This is a genomic window from Halolamina sp. CBA1230 (genome assembly GCF_002025255.2).
Classification (GTDB): Archaea; Halobacteriota; Halobacteria; order Halobacteriales; family Haloferacaceae; genus Halolamina.
Genome location: NZ_CP054587.1, coordinates 1,990,903 through 2,006,940, shown reverse-complemented (window position 1 = coordinate 2,006,940; position 16,038 = coordinate 1,990,903). Strand labels below are relative to the sequence as shown.

19 protein-coding genes are annotated in these 16,038 nt (G+C 68.0%); 12 read left to right on the top strand and 7 right to left on the bottom strand.

The window, feature by feature from the left end; genetic code table 11:
• Nucleotides 1–14: 14 nt before the first annotated feature.
• From rnz to B4589_RS10565, 3 genes are read left to right on the top strand one after another with little or no spacing between them, the layout of a single operon-like run.
• On the top strand, nt 15–947 hold the full coding sequence (gene rnz, locus B4589_RS10575) for a ribonuclease Z (RefSeq protein ID WP_079234239.1): 933 nt from the start codon (nt 15–17) through the stop codon (nt 945–947).
• A 42-nt stretch (nt 948–989) separates the two neighbouring features.
• On the top strand, nt 990–1,130 hold the full coding sequence (locus B4589_RS10570; RefSeq protein ID WP_158081169.1) for a hypothetical protein: 141 nt from the start codon (nt 990–992) through the stop codon (nt 1,128–1,130).
• Between the two features lie 43 nt (nt 1,131–1,173).
• The gene (locus B4589_RS10565; protein ID WP_079234238.1) at nt 1,174–3,171 is read left to right on the top strand and encodes a DUF460 domain-containing protein; all 1,998 of its coding nucleotides are present in this window, start codon (nt 1,174–1,176) and stop codon (nt 3,169–3,171) included.
• Nucleotides 3,172–3,174: 3 nt separating this feature from the next.
• Here B4589_RS10565 and B4589_RS10560 read toward each other — a convergent pair whose 3' ends face one another.
• From B4589_RS10560 to B4589_RS10550, 3 genes are all read right to left on the bottom strand, one after another.
• A complete protein-coding gene (locus B4589_RS10560; RefSeq protein WP_079234237.1) occupies nt 3,175–3,459 on the bottom strand; it encodes a type II toxin-antitoxin system RelE/ParE family toxin in 285 nt (94 codons plus the stop codon).
• Nucleotides 3,449–3,724, bottom strand: coding sequence for a ribbon-helix-helix domain-containing protein (locus tag B4589_RS10555; RefSeq protein WP_079234236.1), 276 nt, complete (start codon nt 3,722–3,724; stop codon nt 3,449–3,451). Before B4589_RS10555 ends, B4589_RS10560 begins: the two co-directional genes overlap by 11 nt.
• Nucleotides 3,725–3,805: 81 nt before the next feature.
• Complete coding sequence (locus tag B4589_RS10550; RefSeq protein ID WP_079234235.1) at nt 3,806–4,690, bottom strand: mechanosensitive ion channel family protein; 885 nt, start codon at nt 4,688–4,690, stop codon at nt 3,806–3,808.
• Between the two features lie 114 nt (nt 4,691–4,804).
• Here B4589_RS10550 and B4589_RS10545 point away from each other — a divergent pair, with 114 nt between their 5' ends.
• Nucleotides 4,805–5,821, top strand: coding sequence for a tyrosine--tRNA ligase (locus B4589_RS10545; protein ID WP_079234234.1), 1,017 nt, complete (start codon nt 4,805–4,807; stop codon nt 5,819–5,821).
• Nucleotides 5,822–6,112: 291 nt separating this feature from the next.
• Here the strand turns inward: B4589_RS10545 and B4589_RS10540 are convergent, their stop codons facing one another.
• Nucleotides 6,113–6,292, bottom strand: a complete 180-nt coding sequence (locus B4589_RS10540; RefSeq protein ID WP_079234233.1) for a hypothetical protein — start codon at nt 6,290–6,292, stop codon at nt 6,113–6,115.
• A gap of 79 nt (nt 6,293–6,371) precedes the next feature.
• Between B4589_RS10540 and eif1A the strand changes: the two genes are divergently transcribed.
• From eif1A to B4589_RS10515, 5 genes are all read left to right on the top strand, one after another.
• Nucleotides 6,372–6,668, top strand: coding sequence for a translation initiation factor eIF-1A (gene eif1A / locus B4589_RS10535; RefSeq protein WP_079234232.1), 297 nt, complete (start codon nt 6,372–6,374; stop codon nt 6,666–6,668).
• 266 nt (nt 6,669–6,934) lie between these two features.
• A complete protein-coding gene (gene rio1 / locus B4589_RS10530) occupies nt 6,935–7,813 on the top strand; it encodes a serine/threonine-protein kinase Rio1 (RefSeq protein WP_079234231.1) in 879 nt (292 codons plus the stop codon).
• 47 nt (nt 7,814–7,860) lie between these two features.
• Nucleotides 7,861–8,403 (top strand): pre-rRNA-processing protein PNO1, encoded by a 543-nt coding sequence (locus tag B4589_RS10525; RefSeq protein WP_079234230.1) that lies wholly within the window; start codon nt 7,861–7,863, stop codon nt 8,401–8,403.
• Between the two features lie 101 nt (nt 8,404–8,504).
• Nucleotides 8,505–9,203: a V-type ATP synthase subunit D gene (locus B4589_RS10520; protein WP_079234229.1), complete on the top strand. Its 699-nt coding sequence runs from the start codon at nt 8,505–8,507 to the stop codon at nt 9,201–9,203.
• Between the two features lie 3 nt (nt 9,204–9,206).
• Entirely contained in the window at nt 9,207–9,608 is a 402-nt protein-coding gene (locus tag B4589_RS10515; RefSeq protein ID WP_079234228.1) for a DUF6276 family protein, read from the top strand.
• Nucleotides 9,609–9,685: 77 nt separating this feature from the next.
• Here B4589_RS10515 and B4589_RS10510 read toward each other — a convergent pair whose 3' ends face one another.
• The 3 genes from B4589_RS10510 to argS all read right to left on the bottom strand — a co-directional run bounded on the left by B4589_RS10510 (nt 9,686) and on the right by argS (nt 13,213).
• Entirely contained in the window at nt 9,686–9,853 is a 168-nt protein-coding gene (locus B4589_RS10510) for a hypothetical protein (protein WP_158081168.1), read from the bottom strand.
• A gap of 268 nt (nt 9,854–10,121) precedes the next feature.
• Nucleotides 10,122–11,372: a peptide chain release factor aRF-1 gene (gene prf1 / locus B4589_RS10505; protein WP_079234227.1), complete on the bottom strand. Its 1,251-nt coding sequence runs from the start codon at nt 11,370–11,372 to the stop codon at nt 10,122–10,124.
• A gap of 92 nt (nt 11,373–11,464) precedes the next feature.
• Nucleotides 11,465–13,213: an arginine--tRNA ligase gene (argS, locus tag B4589_RS10500; protein WP_079234226.1), complete on the bottom strand. Its 1,749-nt coding sequence runs from the start codon at nt 13,211–13,213 to the stop codon at nt 11,465–11,467.
• Nucleotides 13,214–13,483: 270 nt separating this feature from the next.
• On the opposite strand from argS, the gene B4589_RS10495 reads away from it, so the two are divergent.
• The 3 genes from B4589_RS10495 to B4589_RS10485 are packed head-to-tail and all read left to right on the top strand — an operon-like array spanning nt 13,484 to nt 15,844.
• A complete protein-coding gene (locus tag B4589_RS10495) occupies nt 13,484–14,182 on the top strand; it encodes a DUF120 domain-containing protein (RefSeq protein ID WP_079234225.1) in 699 nt (232 codons plus the stop codon).
• A complete protein-coding gene (gene ribB, locus B4589_RS10490) occupies nt 14,179–14,859 on the top strand; it encodes a 3,4-dihydroxy-2-butanone-4-phosphate synthase (RefSeq protein WP_079234224.1) in 681 nt (226 codons plus the stop codon). Before B4589_RS10495 ends, ribB begins: the two co-directional genes overlap by 4 nt.
• Nucleotides 14,860–14,908: 49 nt before the next feature.
• A complete protein-coding gene (locus tag B4589_RS10485; protein ID WP_079234223.1) occupies nt 14,909–15,844 on the top strand; it encodes a branched-chain amino acid transaminase in 936 nt (311 codons plus the stop codon).
• Nucleotides 15,845–16,038 lie beyond the last annotated feature (194 nt).

Genomic DNA, 16,038 nt, shown 5'->3' with positions numbered 1-16,038 from the left:
AACCACTCTCGCCCATGACTCTCCGGACGACGTTCCTCGGGACCAGCGGCGCCGTCCCCACGACGCGGCGCGCGCCCAGCGCGGTGATGGTGAACCGCGAGGGCGAGCGGTTCCTCTTCGACTGCGGCGAGGGAACCCAGCGCCAGATGATGCGGTTCAACACGGGGTTCGACGTCGAGCACATCCTCCTCAGCCACCTCCACGGCGACCACATCCTCGGACTGCCCGGCCTGCTCCAGACGTGGGACTTCCAGGACCGCACTGACGCGCTGTCGATCCACGCGCCGCCGGGCTCGCGCCGGAAACTCCGGGACCTGATCACCGCCGGCGGGCACGACACCGCGTTCCCGGTCCGCATCCACGAGGTCACGCCCGGCAGCGTCGCCATCGACGGCGAGGAGTTCGAGATCCGCGCGTTCGAGACCGAACACCGCACCACCTCGCAGGGGTACGCGCTGATCGAGGACGACCGCAAGGGCCGGTTCAAACGCGAGAAGGCCGAGGAGGAACTCGACATCCCGCCCGGTCCGGCGTACGGGAAACTCCACGCGGGAGAGACGGTCGAACTCGACGACGGCCGCGTCATCGAACCCGAGCAGGTCGTCGGCGACCCCCGCCCCGGCCGGTCGCTGGTGTACACCGGCGACACCCGGCCCGTGGACGCGACCGTGGAGGTCGCCGACGAACCGGACCTGCTGATCCACGACGCGACGTTCCAGGACGAGATGGCCGATCGGGCGCGCTCGACCGGCCACGCGACCGCCCGCGAGGCCGGCGAGATCGCGAGCCGAGCGGGCGCGAAACGGCTCGCGCTGACGCATATCTCCTCGCGCTACCCCGGCGACGCCCGCGAGCACGAACACGAGGCGAGTTCGGCGTTCGACGGCGACTGTTTCGTCGCCGAGGACGGGCAGACCGTGGAGCTCCCGTACCCGGACAGCGAGTAATCGGGGGAAAGAGGTTTCAGGTGGCGAATCGAGTGTTTGAGTATGACGGAGGACGGCCGGAACGAGGAGGGACGGTCCCTTCTCGATATCGCCGGCATTCCCGACGACGAGGAAGCCGACGCCCTCCGAGCGGCGATCGAAGAACGACGGAGGCAACGACAGTTACTCCGCGAGAGGGAGTAGCCCCGGCGCCGGATATTTACCCGAGAACCGCTTCCGTCAGGGTGTGAACGCCCCCACCGACGGGCCGGTGTTCGGCGTCGACATCCAGAGCGGCGACGTCCGCGGCGACTCGCCCACCTACGCGCTCGTGATTCTCCGCCCCGACGACGGCGACGAGGGCGAGGCCGCCGTCGAACGCGACGCCGTCTCGCGCCGGAAGCTCCGCCGGCTGATCGAGCAGGCGGAACCCAGCCGGCTGGCCGTCGACAACATGTACGAACTCGCGGCCGACAAGAACGCCCTCGTCGGCTTCCTCCGCTCGCTCCCCGCCGGCACGGAGCTCGTGCAGGTCACCGGCGCGAACCGGCCCGAACCGCTCTCACGGGTCGCCCAGCGCCACGGCGTCCCCTACGGGAAGAAGCCCATGAAGGAGGCCGAGGCGGCGGCGCGGCTGGCGTACCACAACGTCGGCCAGCGCGTCACCGCCTTCGGCGACACGACCACGGTGAAAGTCTCCCGCGGCCGCTCGACGGGCGGTGGCGGCGGATGGAGCGAGGATCGCTTCACCCGCCGCATCCACGGCAACGTCCGGAAGGCCGCCCGGGAGGTCGAGTCGGACCTCGACGACGCGAACCTCGAGTACGAGAAAGACGTCACCGAGAAGTACGGCGGCCTCTCGAACGCGATCTTCACCGTCGAGGCCCGGCCCGAGGATATCCCCGTCTCCGCGACACGGAACGGCGACGTGCGGATCGAGATCGATCGCGAGCGCCGCGACGGCATCGAGTTCGAACCGCTCGTGAAGCGGCGTGACCACGTCGTCGTCGGCATCGACCCGGGCACGACGACCGCCGCCGCCGTCGTGGGGCTCGACGGCACCGTCCACGACCGCTTCTCCTCGCGGACGAGCGACAGCGCCGAACTCATCGAGTGGCTGATCGAGCGCGGCCGGCCGATGCTCGTCGCCGCCGACGTGACGCCGATGCCCGAAACCGTCGAGAAGTTCCGCCGGAGCTTCGACGCCGCGGGCTGGGTCCCCGAGTCGGACCTGCCGGTCGACGAGAAGCTCCACCGCACCCGCGACCACGAGTACGAGAACGACCACGAGCGCGACGCGCTCGCGGCGGCGCTGTTCGCCGTCGACGACCACGAGGACCAGTTCGAGCGCATCGCCGCGAAGGTCCCACCCACGTTCGACCGCGAGGAGGTCATCGCCCGCGTCGTCTCCGGCGAGGAGTCCGTCGAGGCCGTCATCCGCGACCTGAGCGACGACGACGGCGGCGACGAGGACGAGGAGGAACACGAAGAGCGTGAACTCACCGAGGAGGAACGCCGCATCCGCGACCTCGAAGCCCAGGTTGGGCGGCTGAAGGAGCACGCCGAGGAACTCGAGGAAGAACTCGAGGAGAAGGAGAACGAGATCCGGGAGTACGAACGCGAACTCAGCGACGCCCGCAAGAAGGAGCGCCGCGAGGCCCGCGAGCGCCGCGAGGTGAACCGCCTCGAACGCCGCGCGGAACGGCTCGAACGCGAGCGCGACGAAGCGATCGCCGAGAACGAGGAACTCCACGACAAGCTCGCCCGGCTCAAGACGCTCTGGAAGCTCGACCACTCCGACTTCAGCGACGTGGCGGGCGACCGCGATCTCGTCGCCGTGAAGGCGATCCCACAGTTCACCCGCGACGCGATCGAGCGCGCCGACGAGGAGTACGGGCTCGCTGCCGGCGACGTGATCTACCTCCGGGACGCCAGCGGCGCCGGCACGTCGACCGCGGAGGCGCTGGCCGAGACGGAGCCGCGGCTGGTGCTGAAAAACGGGAACCTCTCGGAGGAGGCCGACGCGGTGCTGTTCGACCACGAGATCCCGGTCGCTCCCGCCGACCCCGTGACGATCCAGGAGGTCGACGAGCTCGCGGTTGCCCGCGAGAGCGAGGTCGAGGAAGCCATCGAGGACTGGGAGGAACGTGCTGAGGAGCGCCGGCGCGAACAGACCGAGAGCATGATGGACCGCGTGATCTCGGAGCACCGCGCCGACGAGCGGCTGGAGGATCGCGGGACGTAGCGATCAGTCGTCGTCGCCCTTGTACGCTCCCTCGCGTTTTCTGACGCTCTCGACGCGAAGCGTGGCGGATTCGGGGACGAGTCGACAGCCGAGTCGGTAGTCGCCGACCCGGAGCTTCTGGAACGGCGAGTTCGTCAGCGGGTCGAGGAACTCGTCGGGACTGCGCCACTCCGAAGTCACGACCTCGTCGAGCTTGTCGATGATTCGCTGTTGCCGCTCCGCGTCCAACTGCGAGAACTGCGTCTCCGCACGGGGGGAGAACTCCCAGTCCCACCCCTCACTCGTCATTCGTGCCGTATTCGGACCGGATCTCGTCGCTCGACACGGCGTCAGTATCGTCGAGCTCCGCCTCGCTGATCGCCAGATCCTTCCAGAGACCCGCACCCTCGGGGTGGTTCACCGAGTCCCGGAGCGCGTACCGGATGAACTCGCTCCGACTGTTGAACCCTCGCTCGCGCCACGTCTCGTCGACGACTTCGAGGAACGGTCGGGAGATGCGGAGGTTGATCCGGTCGATCTCCGGATCCGAATCGCTCCGATCGGTCTTCGACATACGCACGTACATCCGATAGACACACGTAAAACTCTGCCGTCGGCCGGGGCTACCGTCACAGTGGTGGCGTCGACGCCGGTGTTAGTCATCTCCCGTTAGCTCGCTCGGTTCCTCCGTCACCGAAATCTCGCCCGAGAGCAGCTGCGCCGACGGCGGCGCCAGCGTGATCCCCTCCTCGTCGAAGCGGCGTTTCACCCGCCGGCGGAAGTCCGACCGGACGGTCACGATGTCGGCGTCCATCGGATCCGCGACCCAGAACTCCGCCTGGAGCGTGATGGCGTTCTCCCCGAGGTTCAGGACCCGCGTCTCGGGCGCCGGGTCGTCCAACACCGCCTCGCCGTCCTGGGCGGTCTGCCGAAGCTCCATGAGGGCGCGTTCGGTGTCCTCGTAGTAGGCGACGTAGATCTGCTCCGTGATCCGGAAGCGGTCCCGGCCGAAGGGGCGGCGCAGCGGACCGTTGGTGAGTTCGGTGTTCGGCACGGCGATCGTCCCGTTGTCGGGCGTTCGGACCCGCGTGACCCGGAAGTGGATCGCCTCGATCGTCCCCTCGCCGTTCCCCCACTCGATCCAGTCGCCGACGTTGAAGTCGGGGTCGGCGACGAGGAAGGTTCCGCTGATCAGCGAGCCGAACACCTGCTGGCCCGCGATGCCGAGGGCGAACGTGAGCGCCGCGATGATCACCGCCGAGTCGGAGAGGAGGCTGCCGTAGCCGGCGGCGACGACGCCCGTCAGCGTCGCGAACGCGGCCAGGACGACTCGGAGGTACGTCCGGGTCGCGGACTCGATGGTGGGGTTGTTGCGGTTCCGGGCGTCGACGATCCTGGTGACGATCGGGATGACGAGGAGCTGGCCGACGAGGTAGACGCCGACGAGCCCGACGACGAACCAGAACAGCTCAGAGAGCACCTGATCGTACGTCGAGAGCATCTCCGTCAGCCAGCGAGGGAGCGAGGCTTGGCCGAGCATACGCGGACGTGCACACGCATCGGCAAAAAGCCCGACCGCCACGCCGGATCGACGGCGTTCGGGACGTTGGCACGCATCCAGAAGGCCTAACCGCTCGCTCCGAAATTCGGACGTATGGACGCACACGACCTGATCACCCGCAACGCCGCGGAGGTCGTCACCGAGGAGGAGGTCGAGGAGCTGGCAGCCGATCCCGAGGGCAAGCGCGCCTACGTCGGCTACGAGCCCTCGGGCGTGCTCCACATCGGCCACATGCTCGGTGCGAACAAGCTGATCGACCTGCAGGAGGCGGGGATGGAGGTCGTGATCCTGCTTGCGGACGTCCACGCCTACCTCAACGGGAAGGGGACGTTCGACGAGATTCGGGAGACTGCGACGCGGATGCAGGAGCAGTTCGTCGCCTACGGGCTCGACGAGGACAACACGGAGTTCCGGCTCGGCTCGGAGTTCCAGTTCGACGAGGAGTACGTGCTGGACCTCCACGCGCTCGAACTGGAGACGACGCTCTCGCGGGCGGAGCGGGCGATGAGCGAGATCGGTTCGGGCGACTCGGTGACGGTGTCGCAGGCGGTGTACCCGCTGATGCAGGCGCTCGACATCGAGTACCTCGACATCGACCTCGCGATCGGCGGGATGGAGCAGCGGAAGGTGCACATGCTCGCCCGCGACACGCTGCCGAGCGTCGGCTACGAGTCGCCGACCTGCCTGCACACGCCGCTGATCTCGGAGCTCTCGACGGGGATCGGGAAGATGTCCAGTAGCTCCGGCGTCTCCATCTCGATGGAGGACTCACACGAGGACATCGAGGAGAAGGTCAATCAGGCGTACTGCCCGGCGGGCGAGGTCGACCCCGAACCGACCGACGAGGGCGAGGAGCGCAACAACCCCGTGCTGGAGATCTTCGAATACCACGTGTTCCCGCGGTTCGACGAAGTGGTCGTCGAACGCCCCGAGGAGTACGGCGGTGACCTGGAGTACGACAGCTACGAGGAACTGGAAGCCGACTTCGCCTCCGGGGAGCTTCATCCTGCGGACGCGAAGCCGGCGCTGGCGCGGTACTTGGACGAACTGATCGAGCCGGGGCGGGCGAAGCTGCGGGAGCAGCGAGGCGGGGAAACGCGAACGGAGTGAGTGGTAAAACCGCCTCGGGAGCGGGCGAGGTGTGAGCTACTCACCGCGAACGAGCGCAGCGAGTGAGCGGGCCGACGAGCGACCGGAGTTCCCGCGAACAGAGCGGGGCCGGAGGCCCCGCAGGCAGCACGGGCGACGCACGGGTCGCCCGTGCGACGAAGCGAGCGGGAGCACGAGAGAGAGGCTTTTGGTCGAGCTTTTGCCAGGGAGCGAGCACGGCGGGGCCGAAGGACCCGCCAGGAGCCGGGCGTAGCCCGGCGACGATGCGAGCGACCGCAGCAAAAGGTCGGGCTACACCATCCCGAACTGTCGCATCACGTTCCCCACGAGCGCGCGGACTACCAGCCCCAGCCCCGCGAGGACGAACGCGAGGCCGGCGGCGACGATCGGCGCCTGCCACGCGACCAGCGCGATCCCGGCGAGCGCGAGCAGCAGGCCGACGACGCCGCCGACCCCGAGTCGGTCGTACATGCCGCCGACTGCGATTGGGGTGGTGAAAACGTCGGCGGTCCCACAGCGCTTAACCCGGATAGCCCCTAATCCGCCGTCGATGAGCGACGACGACCTCCCCGAGGGGATCCGGGCCCCCGAGGACGACGAGCTGTTCGCCGAGGTAGTCGATATGCTCGGCGCGAATCGGGTGACAGTCCGGTGTGCCGACGGGGAAGAGCGCACCGCCCGCATCCCCGGCCGGATGCGCAAGCGCGACTGGATCCGCGAGGGCGACCTCGTGCTCGTGGACCCCTGGGACTGGCAGGACGAGAAAGCCGACATCGAACACCGCTACGAGAACCGCGAGGCCGAGCAGTTGCGGGAGGGCGGGTACGTGGCGGAGTACGGCGTCTGAATCGGCGGGAGGATCTCACACGATCACGGCATGGGCTCCGTGGTCGCCGGACGGAGCCGGCGACAGGTCGCTCGCCGTGATCGGCGCGCACGACCACGGTATAGGCTCCGTGGTCGCCGGACGGAGCCGGCGACAGATCGCTCGCCGTGATCGGCGCGCACGACCACGGCATCCGCTCCGTAGCTCCAGCCCGGAGGCTGGAGCAGGTCACTCGCCGAGGTCGGCTCGGACCACCCTTTTACGCGGCGGCGCCCAAGCCCGGGTGAATGAGCGAGGACTACGGCTTCGTCGACGAGGAGATGGCGGAGCCAGGCGACGAGTTCGAGGAGATCGACGTCGCCGACACCGAGGCAGACAGCGTCGCCCGGCGGCAGGATCGGGAGTTCGACGAGTTCCGCAAGCGGATCAAGAACACGGAGCAGTTCAAAGTCGAGCAGAGCGTGTTCGACGACGCCACGCTGGGCGCGCTGTACAAGCTCGTCCAGGACGGCCACGTCGGCGCGTTCGGCGGGCCGCTGTCGACGGGGAAGGAGGCCAACGTCTACGAGGCCCGCGGGGAGTCGGGCAACGTCGCGGTGAAGATCTACCGGATCAACGCCTCCGACTTCCGGCAGATGCGGGAGTATCTCGAAGGGGACCCCCGGTTCGAAGGGCTGGAGGACAACAAGAAGGCGACCGTGCTCGCCTGGACCCGCAAGGAGTTCGCGAACCTCAAGCGCGCCGAGAAGGCGGGCGTCCGCGTGCCCGAACCCATCGCCGTCCAGCGGAACGTGCTCGTGATGGAGCTGGTGGGACAGGCCGACGAGCGCCGCGCGCCGCGGCTCGCGGAGGTGAACGTCGAGAACCCCGAGCAGGCCTACGAGGTGGTGCGGGAGTACATGCGCCGACTGTACGCGGCGGGGCTGGTCCACGGCGACCTCTCGGAGTACAACATGATCGTCCACGAGGGCGAACTGGTGATCATCGACATGGGGCAGGCGGTCACCGTCCACCACCCGAACTCGCGGGAGTTCCTCGTGCGGGACTGTGAGAACGTCGCCGCCTTCTTCTCGCGGCAGGGGATCGACGTCACCGGCGACGAACTGGAGGCGTACGTCACCGAGGCCGACGCCGATCCGACGGGTGATCCCGACGGCCCCGCGTGAACGGCCGACGAGGAACGCTTACAACTCTCCAGCGAGTACCCCGCCTCATGCAACACGTAACGGTCCCACAGGACCGCATCGGCGTCCTCATCGGCTCCGGGGGTGAGACGATGCGGGAGATCGAGGAGCGCGCCGGCGTGCGCCTCGACATCGACTCCGAGGACGGGTCGGTGGGTATCGAGACGGTCGGCGACCCGATCGACGCCATGTCGGCGCCGGACATCGTGAAGGCGATCGGCCGCGGGTTCAAGCCCGAGACGGCGCTGGAGCTGCTGGAGAGCGACCTGCGACGGCTCGACCTGATCGACCTCACCGAACAGACCCGGAACGACAACGACCTGCAGCGACAGAAGGGCCGACTCATCGGCGAGGACGGCCGGACCCGGGAGCTGATGGAACAGCTCACCGGCGCGAACGTGGTGATCTACGGCTCGACGCTCGGGATCATCGGCGAACCCGAAGAGGTCGACGCTGTGCGGCGCGCGGCCGGAATGATCCTCGACGGCGCCCCCCACGGCGCGGTGTACTCGTTCCTCGAACGCAAACACAACGAGATGCAGCAGGGCTGGAACGTCCGCGAGAGCACGTAACACGCCGTTCTCTTTGGCGTCGCCGGCGGTTCGGAGCGCTCGCGTGCCGCCGTCGGGACTAACAACAATTAACCTCCTTCGGCCGGAACCAACCCACAAGAATGGCGAAGGACGTCAAACCGACCCGGAAGAACCTCATGGAGATCGAGGACCGTATCGAACTCTCCGAGCGGGGCCACGACACGCTCGAACAGAAGCGTGACGGCCTCATCATGGAGTTCATGGACATCCTGGATCAGGCCCAGGACATCCGGAGCGAGCTCGAAACCGACTACGAGACCGCCCAGCAGAAGCTCGACATGGCCCGGGCGATGGAGGGCGACGTGGCGGTCCGCGGCGCCGCCGCCGCGCTGAAGGAGCACCCCGAGATCACGACCCAGTCGAAGAACATCATGGGCGTCGTGGTGCCCCAGATCGAGGCGTCGAAAGTGCAGAAGTCGATCGACGAGCGGGGGTACGGGCTGATCGGCTCCTCCGCCCGCATCGACGAGACCGCCGAGGCGTACGAGGAGCTGATCGACTCGATCATCCTCGCGGCCGAGGTGGAGACGGCGATGAAGAAGATGCTCGAGGAGATCGAGACCACCAAGCGCCGCGTGAACGCGCTGGAGTTCAAGCTCCTGCCCGAGCTCTACGAGAACCAGGAGTACATCGAGCAGAAGCTCGAGGAGCAGGAGCGCGAGGAGATCTTCCGGCTCAAGAAGATCAAGGCGAAGAAGGAGGAGGAGGACAAGGCAGAGGAGGAGATCGATGCCGACGAGCGGGACGGCGCCGTGCCGGCGTCCCCGAAAGCCGACTAAGCCGTGTCCTGTCCGGCGTGTGGCGCCCCGGTCGTCGCCTTCGCCGTCCCGCCGGAGCTCCGTGAGCACGCGCCGGCCGACGACGCCGCCATCTGTTCTCGCTGTCTCGAGATCGTCGCCGCGAGCGACGCGGGCGTCGACGACGTCCCCACCCCCGAGGACGCCGAGTTCACCATAATCCACGAGTCGTTCCCGGGTGGGCGCGGCGGCGTCGCGTTCGCGCTCGCGCTGGGGAAGCTCGACTCGCTGGCGCTGAACCGCGCGGCGATCGAGGCGCTGTGCGAGGCGGCCGAACGCGCGGGGACCGACGTGCCGCTCGCGCTGGAGCGGTTGGCGGGCGCGGAAGAACTGGAACCGCCGTTCGATATCGGCCGCCGGAGTCAGCAGTTGGCGTCGTTCCGGTAGTTACCTCGACGGCCACGATGACGGGTCGGTCGAGCGGGATCTCGGTTCAGGACGAGCATCTGGGCCACTACGTCGTGTTACGAATCATCGCCACCGGGATCCTCGACCCTGATCACGTCCGACGCCGAGAACTCCGCGTCGTCGTGGTAGCGTTTGAGTGCCAGCATCGACCCGGCGTAGCTGGCAGTCGCGAGGAAGACGAACGCGATCGGTGCCCAGAACAGAACGGTCCCGAACAGACCCATGTTCCGAGGTCTCACGGGAGTAACAAAATCGTTTCTGCTCTGCGACGAAGCCTCTCTCACTCCCTCGCCCCCCGTGTCGCTGCTGCCGCGCGGTGGACGCGAGGGCTCGCCGACGGTCGGCAAGCCCGTGGGGAGGATGAGGGGAAGACCATCGCGGTGCGGTCGCGGTACAAGTGGTCATGCTTCGAGATGCTGTTGCGGTCGCTGCTCGAGTCTCTCTACAAGCCCTGAAAATCCGCCTAGACACCAGAAAAGACCCGTCGTCCGCTTACACACCCGTCTCGTACCGCAGAATCCCGGCGATCCCGCCGAACGCGTTCAGCAGCTGCTCGCCCTTCTCGAAGTCGGTGCTGATGAACTTCGTCTCCGTCCCGCGCTGGTCGGCGATCTCCATCAGGTGGTCGACCACGTCCTCGCGCTCCTCGACCTCGGCCTGCTCGCCACACTCCGAACACTCGTGCTCGGGCGTGTTGTGCCGGCGCTCGACGGTCTCGTACTCGGTGTGCCCGTTCGGACACTCGAAGACGACCACGTCCTCGGTCAGGTCCTCCGAGAGCAGCAGGCGGTCGACCGAGCCCATCACGAGGTTCTTCCGGGTCGGCCCCAGCCCGTAGGTCGCCTCGCCGCCGGTGTGGAGGTTCTCGAAGAACTCCTCCATCTGGTTCTTGTCCTCGACCAGCTCCTGGTCGGCCAGCGCCTCCTGCCCGGCGTCGACGAGGTCGTACAGCCCCGACTCGTCGGTGTAGGCGATGTCGAACTTCCCGAGCACCTTGTCCTGCAGCTCGTGGTGGAGGTAGTCGCCGTCGAGGAACTCGTCTTTGGTCGGCGACGGGCCGCCGACGAGGATCCCGTCGAGCTCGTGGCGCTTAGGGACCATCAGGTCGTCGGCCATCCCCGCGACCTCCTGGTAGAAGTTGTCGATCGCTTCGAGGCGCAGTCGGGCGAATCGCTGCGCTGACTGGCCACCTTTGCGCTGCTTGCCCGGCACCAGTGAGGTGGCGGACTTCACCGGCTCGACGCGTTTCCCCTTGAGCCAGCCGACGTTGGCCTCGCGGCGGTCGAGCACGATCAGGCCGAACAGCCCCGAGTCGGCCAGCATATGCTCCAGGGGCTCGACCAGGAAGTTCGAGTCGCAGTGGTAGCGGAACGACTCGATGGGTTCCGGCGGCGACTCCAGGGTGCGGGTGATCATCTCCGTCTGGCCGCCGCCGGCGTCGATGGCGCCGGAGAAGATCACCATCCCGTTCTCGGGCGGGTAGGTGTCGTAGTAGCGCAGGCGGTCCTTGATCGACGTGAGCGCGTCCTGGACGTTCGTCCGGGTCTGCTTGGACTTGATGTTGGCCGCCTCGGAGTGCTCCTGGGTGACGTGGGCGACGACGTCGGAGATCTGGCGGTCCTCGGGGATGTAGATGGAGACGAGCTGCGTTCCTGATCCCTCGTACTCCTGCAGCTCCTCGAGGACCTTGCGGAACTCGTACTTCCGCCTGTCCTCGCTTGCCTCTTCGGCGTCGGTACTCATTACTTCAGGGTAGGTGCTATCGCGTGTAAGTACCTGTTGACTGTGCGTGCAGCGGTCTCACACCCGCGGACGCGGAGCTGAGCGAGCGAGCGCTACATCGACTCGGGCGCGGCGACGCCGAGGACGTCGAGCGCGTTCCCGACCGTGTGCGCCGCCGCAGCCACGAGCGCCAGCCGCGCGGCACGGAGTTCGTCGCTCTCCGCGTCGAGCACCGGACACTCGCGGTAGAACGCGTTGAACCGCTCGGCGAACGTCCGGGTGTACGTCGCGACGCGGTGGGGTTCGAGATCCTCGGCGGCCGCCTCGACCACCGCGGGGAACCGCGCGATCGTGCGGAGCAGGTCGCGCTCCTCGGGCGTCTCGAGCAGATCGCCGTCGACGTCCTCGGGGAGCGTCTCGCCGTCGAGGATCCCGCGACAGCGCGCGTGGACGTACTGGACGTACGGCGCCGACTGCGCCTCGAAGTCGAGCGCGCGGTCCCACTCGAACGTGATCGACTTGCTGGGCTGTTTGGCGACGATGTCGTACCGGACCGCACCGATGCCGACCTGGCGGGCGATGCGCTCGACGTCCTCGTCGTCGAGGTCGTCCTCGCGGATGCGGTCGTCCATACGCTGTTCGACCTCCTCGCGGGCGCGATGGATCGCCTCGTCGAGCAGGTCGTCGAGGTCGATCCCGGTGCCCTCGCGGGTGCTCATCCCCTCGCCGCCGGGGAGGTTCACCCACGAGAAGAACACCTGATCGAGCTGGTCGGTGTCGTGGCCGAGCAGTTCGAGCGTCTCGCGGAGCTGGGAGAAGGTGAGCTTGTGGTCCTCGCCGACGACCGTCACCGCGCGGTCGAAGTTGTCGAACTTCCACTCGTGGTGGGCGAGGTCGCGGGTGGTGTACAGCGTCGTTCCGTCCGAGCGCAGGAACACGAAGTTCTTGTCGATGCCGTACTCGGAGAGGTCCAGTTGCCACGCCTCCTCCTCGTACTCCGCCTCGTCGAGCGCCTGCAGGCGTTCGACCACGTCGTCGGTGGCGCCCGAACGCATGAACCGCGTCTCCTTGACGAACTCGTCGAACGGCGCGGGGAGCCGGGAGAGCGTCTGGTTCATCCCCTCGAGCACCGTGTCGACCACCTCGCTCACGCGCTCGTACGTCTCCTCGTCGCCGTCCTCGAGCCCCTGCATGATGGACTCGATCTCCGCCTCGGCTTCGGCGACGGCGGCCTCGTCGGCCGCCTCGAGGTAGCTGTTCCCCTTGCGGTAGTAGCGGACGAGCTCGTAGTCGGGCATCTCGCGTTCCGGCTCCGGCAGGTCGCTCTCGTCGAACGTCTCGTACGCCCACGTGAACACCGCGACCTGCCGGCCGGCGTCGTTGACGTAGTAGTGGCGCTCGACGTCGTAGCCCGCGTAGTCCAGCGCGTTGGCGATCGCGTCGCCGATGATGGGATTGCGCGCGCGGCCGACGTGAACCGGCCCGGTCGGGTTCGCGGAGGTGTGTTCGACGACGACCGACTCCCCTTTCGGCGGGCGCTGGCCGTACTCGTCGTCGCCCGCGGCGTCGAGCGTGTCGGCGTAGTAGTCGTCGCTGGGCGCGAAGTTGAGGTACGGCCCCTGTGTCGTGATCTCGCCGACGTACTCGTACTCGTCGGGGTCGATCTCCGCGGCCACCTCCGCGGCGACCTGGGGCGGCGGCGCGCCGACCTCGCTCGCGAGCCGGAACGCGGCGCTGGAGGCGAGCACGGCGTCGACGTCCGCCGGCGGCTCCTCGATCCCGAGGTCGTCGGTCGGGAGGTCGCGCGCGGCGAGCGCGCCCGCGACGGCGTCCTCAACCGACGACCGGAACTCGATGAACATGGGCCACCGTTCCGCCCGGTGGATAAAGGGGCTTCCGAAGCTGTGAGAACGGTCGACACGTGAGAGATCAGCCGGAGGGTGCGTCCACCTGCAAAACGCCCGGGTCGAGCGGCACGATCGTCGAACGGCCGGCGGACGCGCCGCCGAACTACTGCGACACGACCACGCGTTTTCGGACTGCCCGGCTGCTGAGCCACGGGTGTGCGTCACGGTTCTGGGAAGCGTACCGTATCCAGTATCGTTAAGCGTCTCGATCCTGAACTGCGAGCCATGCAAGAGACGAGCGCGGGGGTCGACGCCGCCGAGGTGGCGGCGCTGAAAGAGATCGCGCTATCGGGCGGCGTCGACGGCGAGCGGAAGGTGTCGTGTGCGGCGCTCGGCGACCGCCTCGACGCGTCGAGCCAGACCGCCTCCCGACGGCTCCAGCGCCTGGAGTCCGCCGGGCTAATCGAGCGCGAGGTCGTCGCGGACGGCCAGTGGATCTCGCTCACGGCGGACGGGAAAGCCCGCCTCCGCGGGGAGTACGCCGACTACCGACGGCTGTTCGAGGACGACGCCGCGCTCGCGCTCGCGGGGGCGGTGACCGCCGGCGCGGGCGAGGGGCGTCACTACATCTCGCTGTCGGGGTACAAACGCCAGTTCGAGGAGCGGCTGGGGTACGAGCCGTACCCGGGGACGCTCAACGTCGACCTCGACGAGGAGAGCACCCGAAACCGGAGCGAGCTCGCCGCCGTCGAGGGGGTACGCATCGACGAGTGGGAGGACGAGGAGCGCACGTACGGCGCCGCGACCTGTTACCCCGCGCGGGTGGAGGCCGACGCCGGCAGCGTCGAGCCGGTCCACGTGATCGTCCCCGACCGCACCCACCACGACGAGGACCAGATCGAGCTGATCGCGCCCGAGATGCTGCGCGACGAACTGGGGCTGGCCGACGGCGACGAGATCGTCGTGGAGATCGAGGACGCATGAGTTCGACCCGAACCGACGTCGACAGCGTGGCGGCCGCCCGGGCGGCGTTCTCCCGTGGGGAGCCCGTGCTGATCCACGACGCCGCCGACCGCGAGGGCGAGGTGGACATCGTCTACCCCGCACAGGCAGTCGACCCCGACGCGGTCCGCCGGCTGCGCAACGACGCCGGCGGACTGATCTGCGTGGCGATCGACGACGCTGTCGCCGAGGCGTGGGGCCTCCCGTTCCTCGCTGACGCGCTCGACCATCCCGCGGCCGAGGCGGGCCACCTGGACTACGACGACCGCTCGTCGTTCTCGCTGCCGGTGAACCACCGCGAGACGTTCACGGGGATCACCGACGACGACCGCGCGCTGACGATCCGGGAGCTGGGCGCCGCGGCCGACGCCGCCGCGGCCGGCGAGTTCGACGACGAGGACTTCGCCGAGTCGTTCCGTTCGCCGGGGCACGTCACACTCCTCCGTGGGGCGCCGGATCGGCTGGCTGACCGCCAAGGTCACACCGAACTCGGCCTCGCGCTGGCCGACGCCGCCGACCGCGAGCCCGCGGTGGTGGTGTGTGAGATGCTCGACGGCGACACCGGCGGGGCGCGGACGCCCGCCGACGCGCGCGCCTACGCCGAGCGCGAGGGGCTCGTGTACGTCGAGGGGCGGGACCTGGTGGCGCGACTGGACTGAGGCGACGGTTTCTTGCGAATTTAAGTCCCCGCCCGACCCACACAGGGGTATGAGCGCCTTCGAGGAGATGGAGCAGGACGGGACGATCTGGATGAACGGCGAGTACGTCGACTGGGAGGACGCCCAGGTCCACGTGCTCACCCACGCGATGCATTACGGCACGGGCATCTTCGAGGGGGTCCGCGCCTACGACACCCAGGAGGGGACCGCCATCTTCCGCTGGGAGGAACACCTCGACCGCTTCTACAACTCCGCGAAGCCGTACGACATGGAGATCCCGTTCTCCCGCGAGGAGATCACCGAGGCCACGCTCGAGGTCATCCGCCGGAACGACCTCGAGTCGGCGTACATCCGCCCGCTGGCGTACTACGGCTACCACTCGCTGGGCGTCTCGCCGGGCGACTGCCCGACGGACGTGACGATCGCCGCCTGGCCGTGGGGTGCGTACCTCGGCGACGAGGCGCTGGAGAACGGGATCGAGGTGAAGGTGTCCTCCTGGCGCAAGCACGCCTCCAGCCAGATCCCGACCAACGCGAAGACGACGGGGCTGTACGTCAACAGCATGCTGGCCGGCGAGGAGGCCCGCCGCCACGGCTACGAGGAGGCGATCGTCCTGAACAAGGAGGGGAACGTTGCCGAGGGGCCTGGCGAGAACCTGTTCCTCGTCCGCGACGGCGAGATCTTCACGCCCGGGCTGAGCGAGTCGATCCTCGACGGGATCACCCGGGAGACGGTGATCACGCTGGCCGAGGAGCGCGGCTACGAGGTCCACGACAACGTCAGCATCTCCCGGGGCGAACTGCACACCGCCGACGAGCTGTTCTTCACCGGCAGCGCGGCCGAGGTGACGCCGATCCGAAAGGTCGATAACGTCGAGATCGGCGATGGCGGGCGCGGCCCAGTGACGGAGGAGCTCCAGAGCGCCTTCTTCGACCTCGTCGAGCGGCGGACGGACGACCACGAGGAGTGGTTCACGTACGTTTAAGTCGGTGATCGGTGGGCGGTTTCTGATTTTTCAGAGTCGGTTGTAGCTGGGACGGTTGTCGCGGCGTTACAGTCGTTGTGGACTGAAGCAGCAGCCGCGACCGCAACAGCAGTTTCGAAGAGCAATTCGGACGGAGACAGCCGTCGACGACGCCAGACCGTCGAATTTCTCCAACAGAGCAGGCACGAACACGA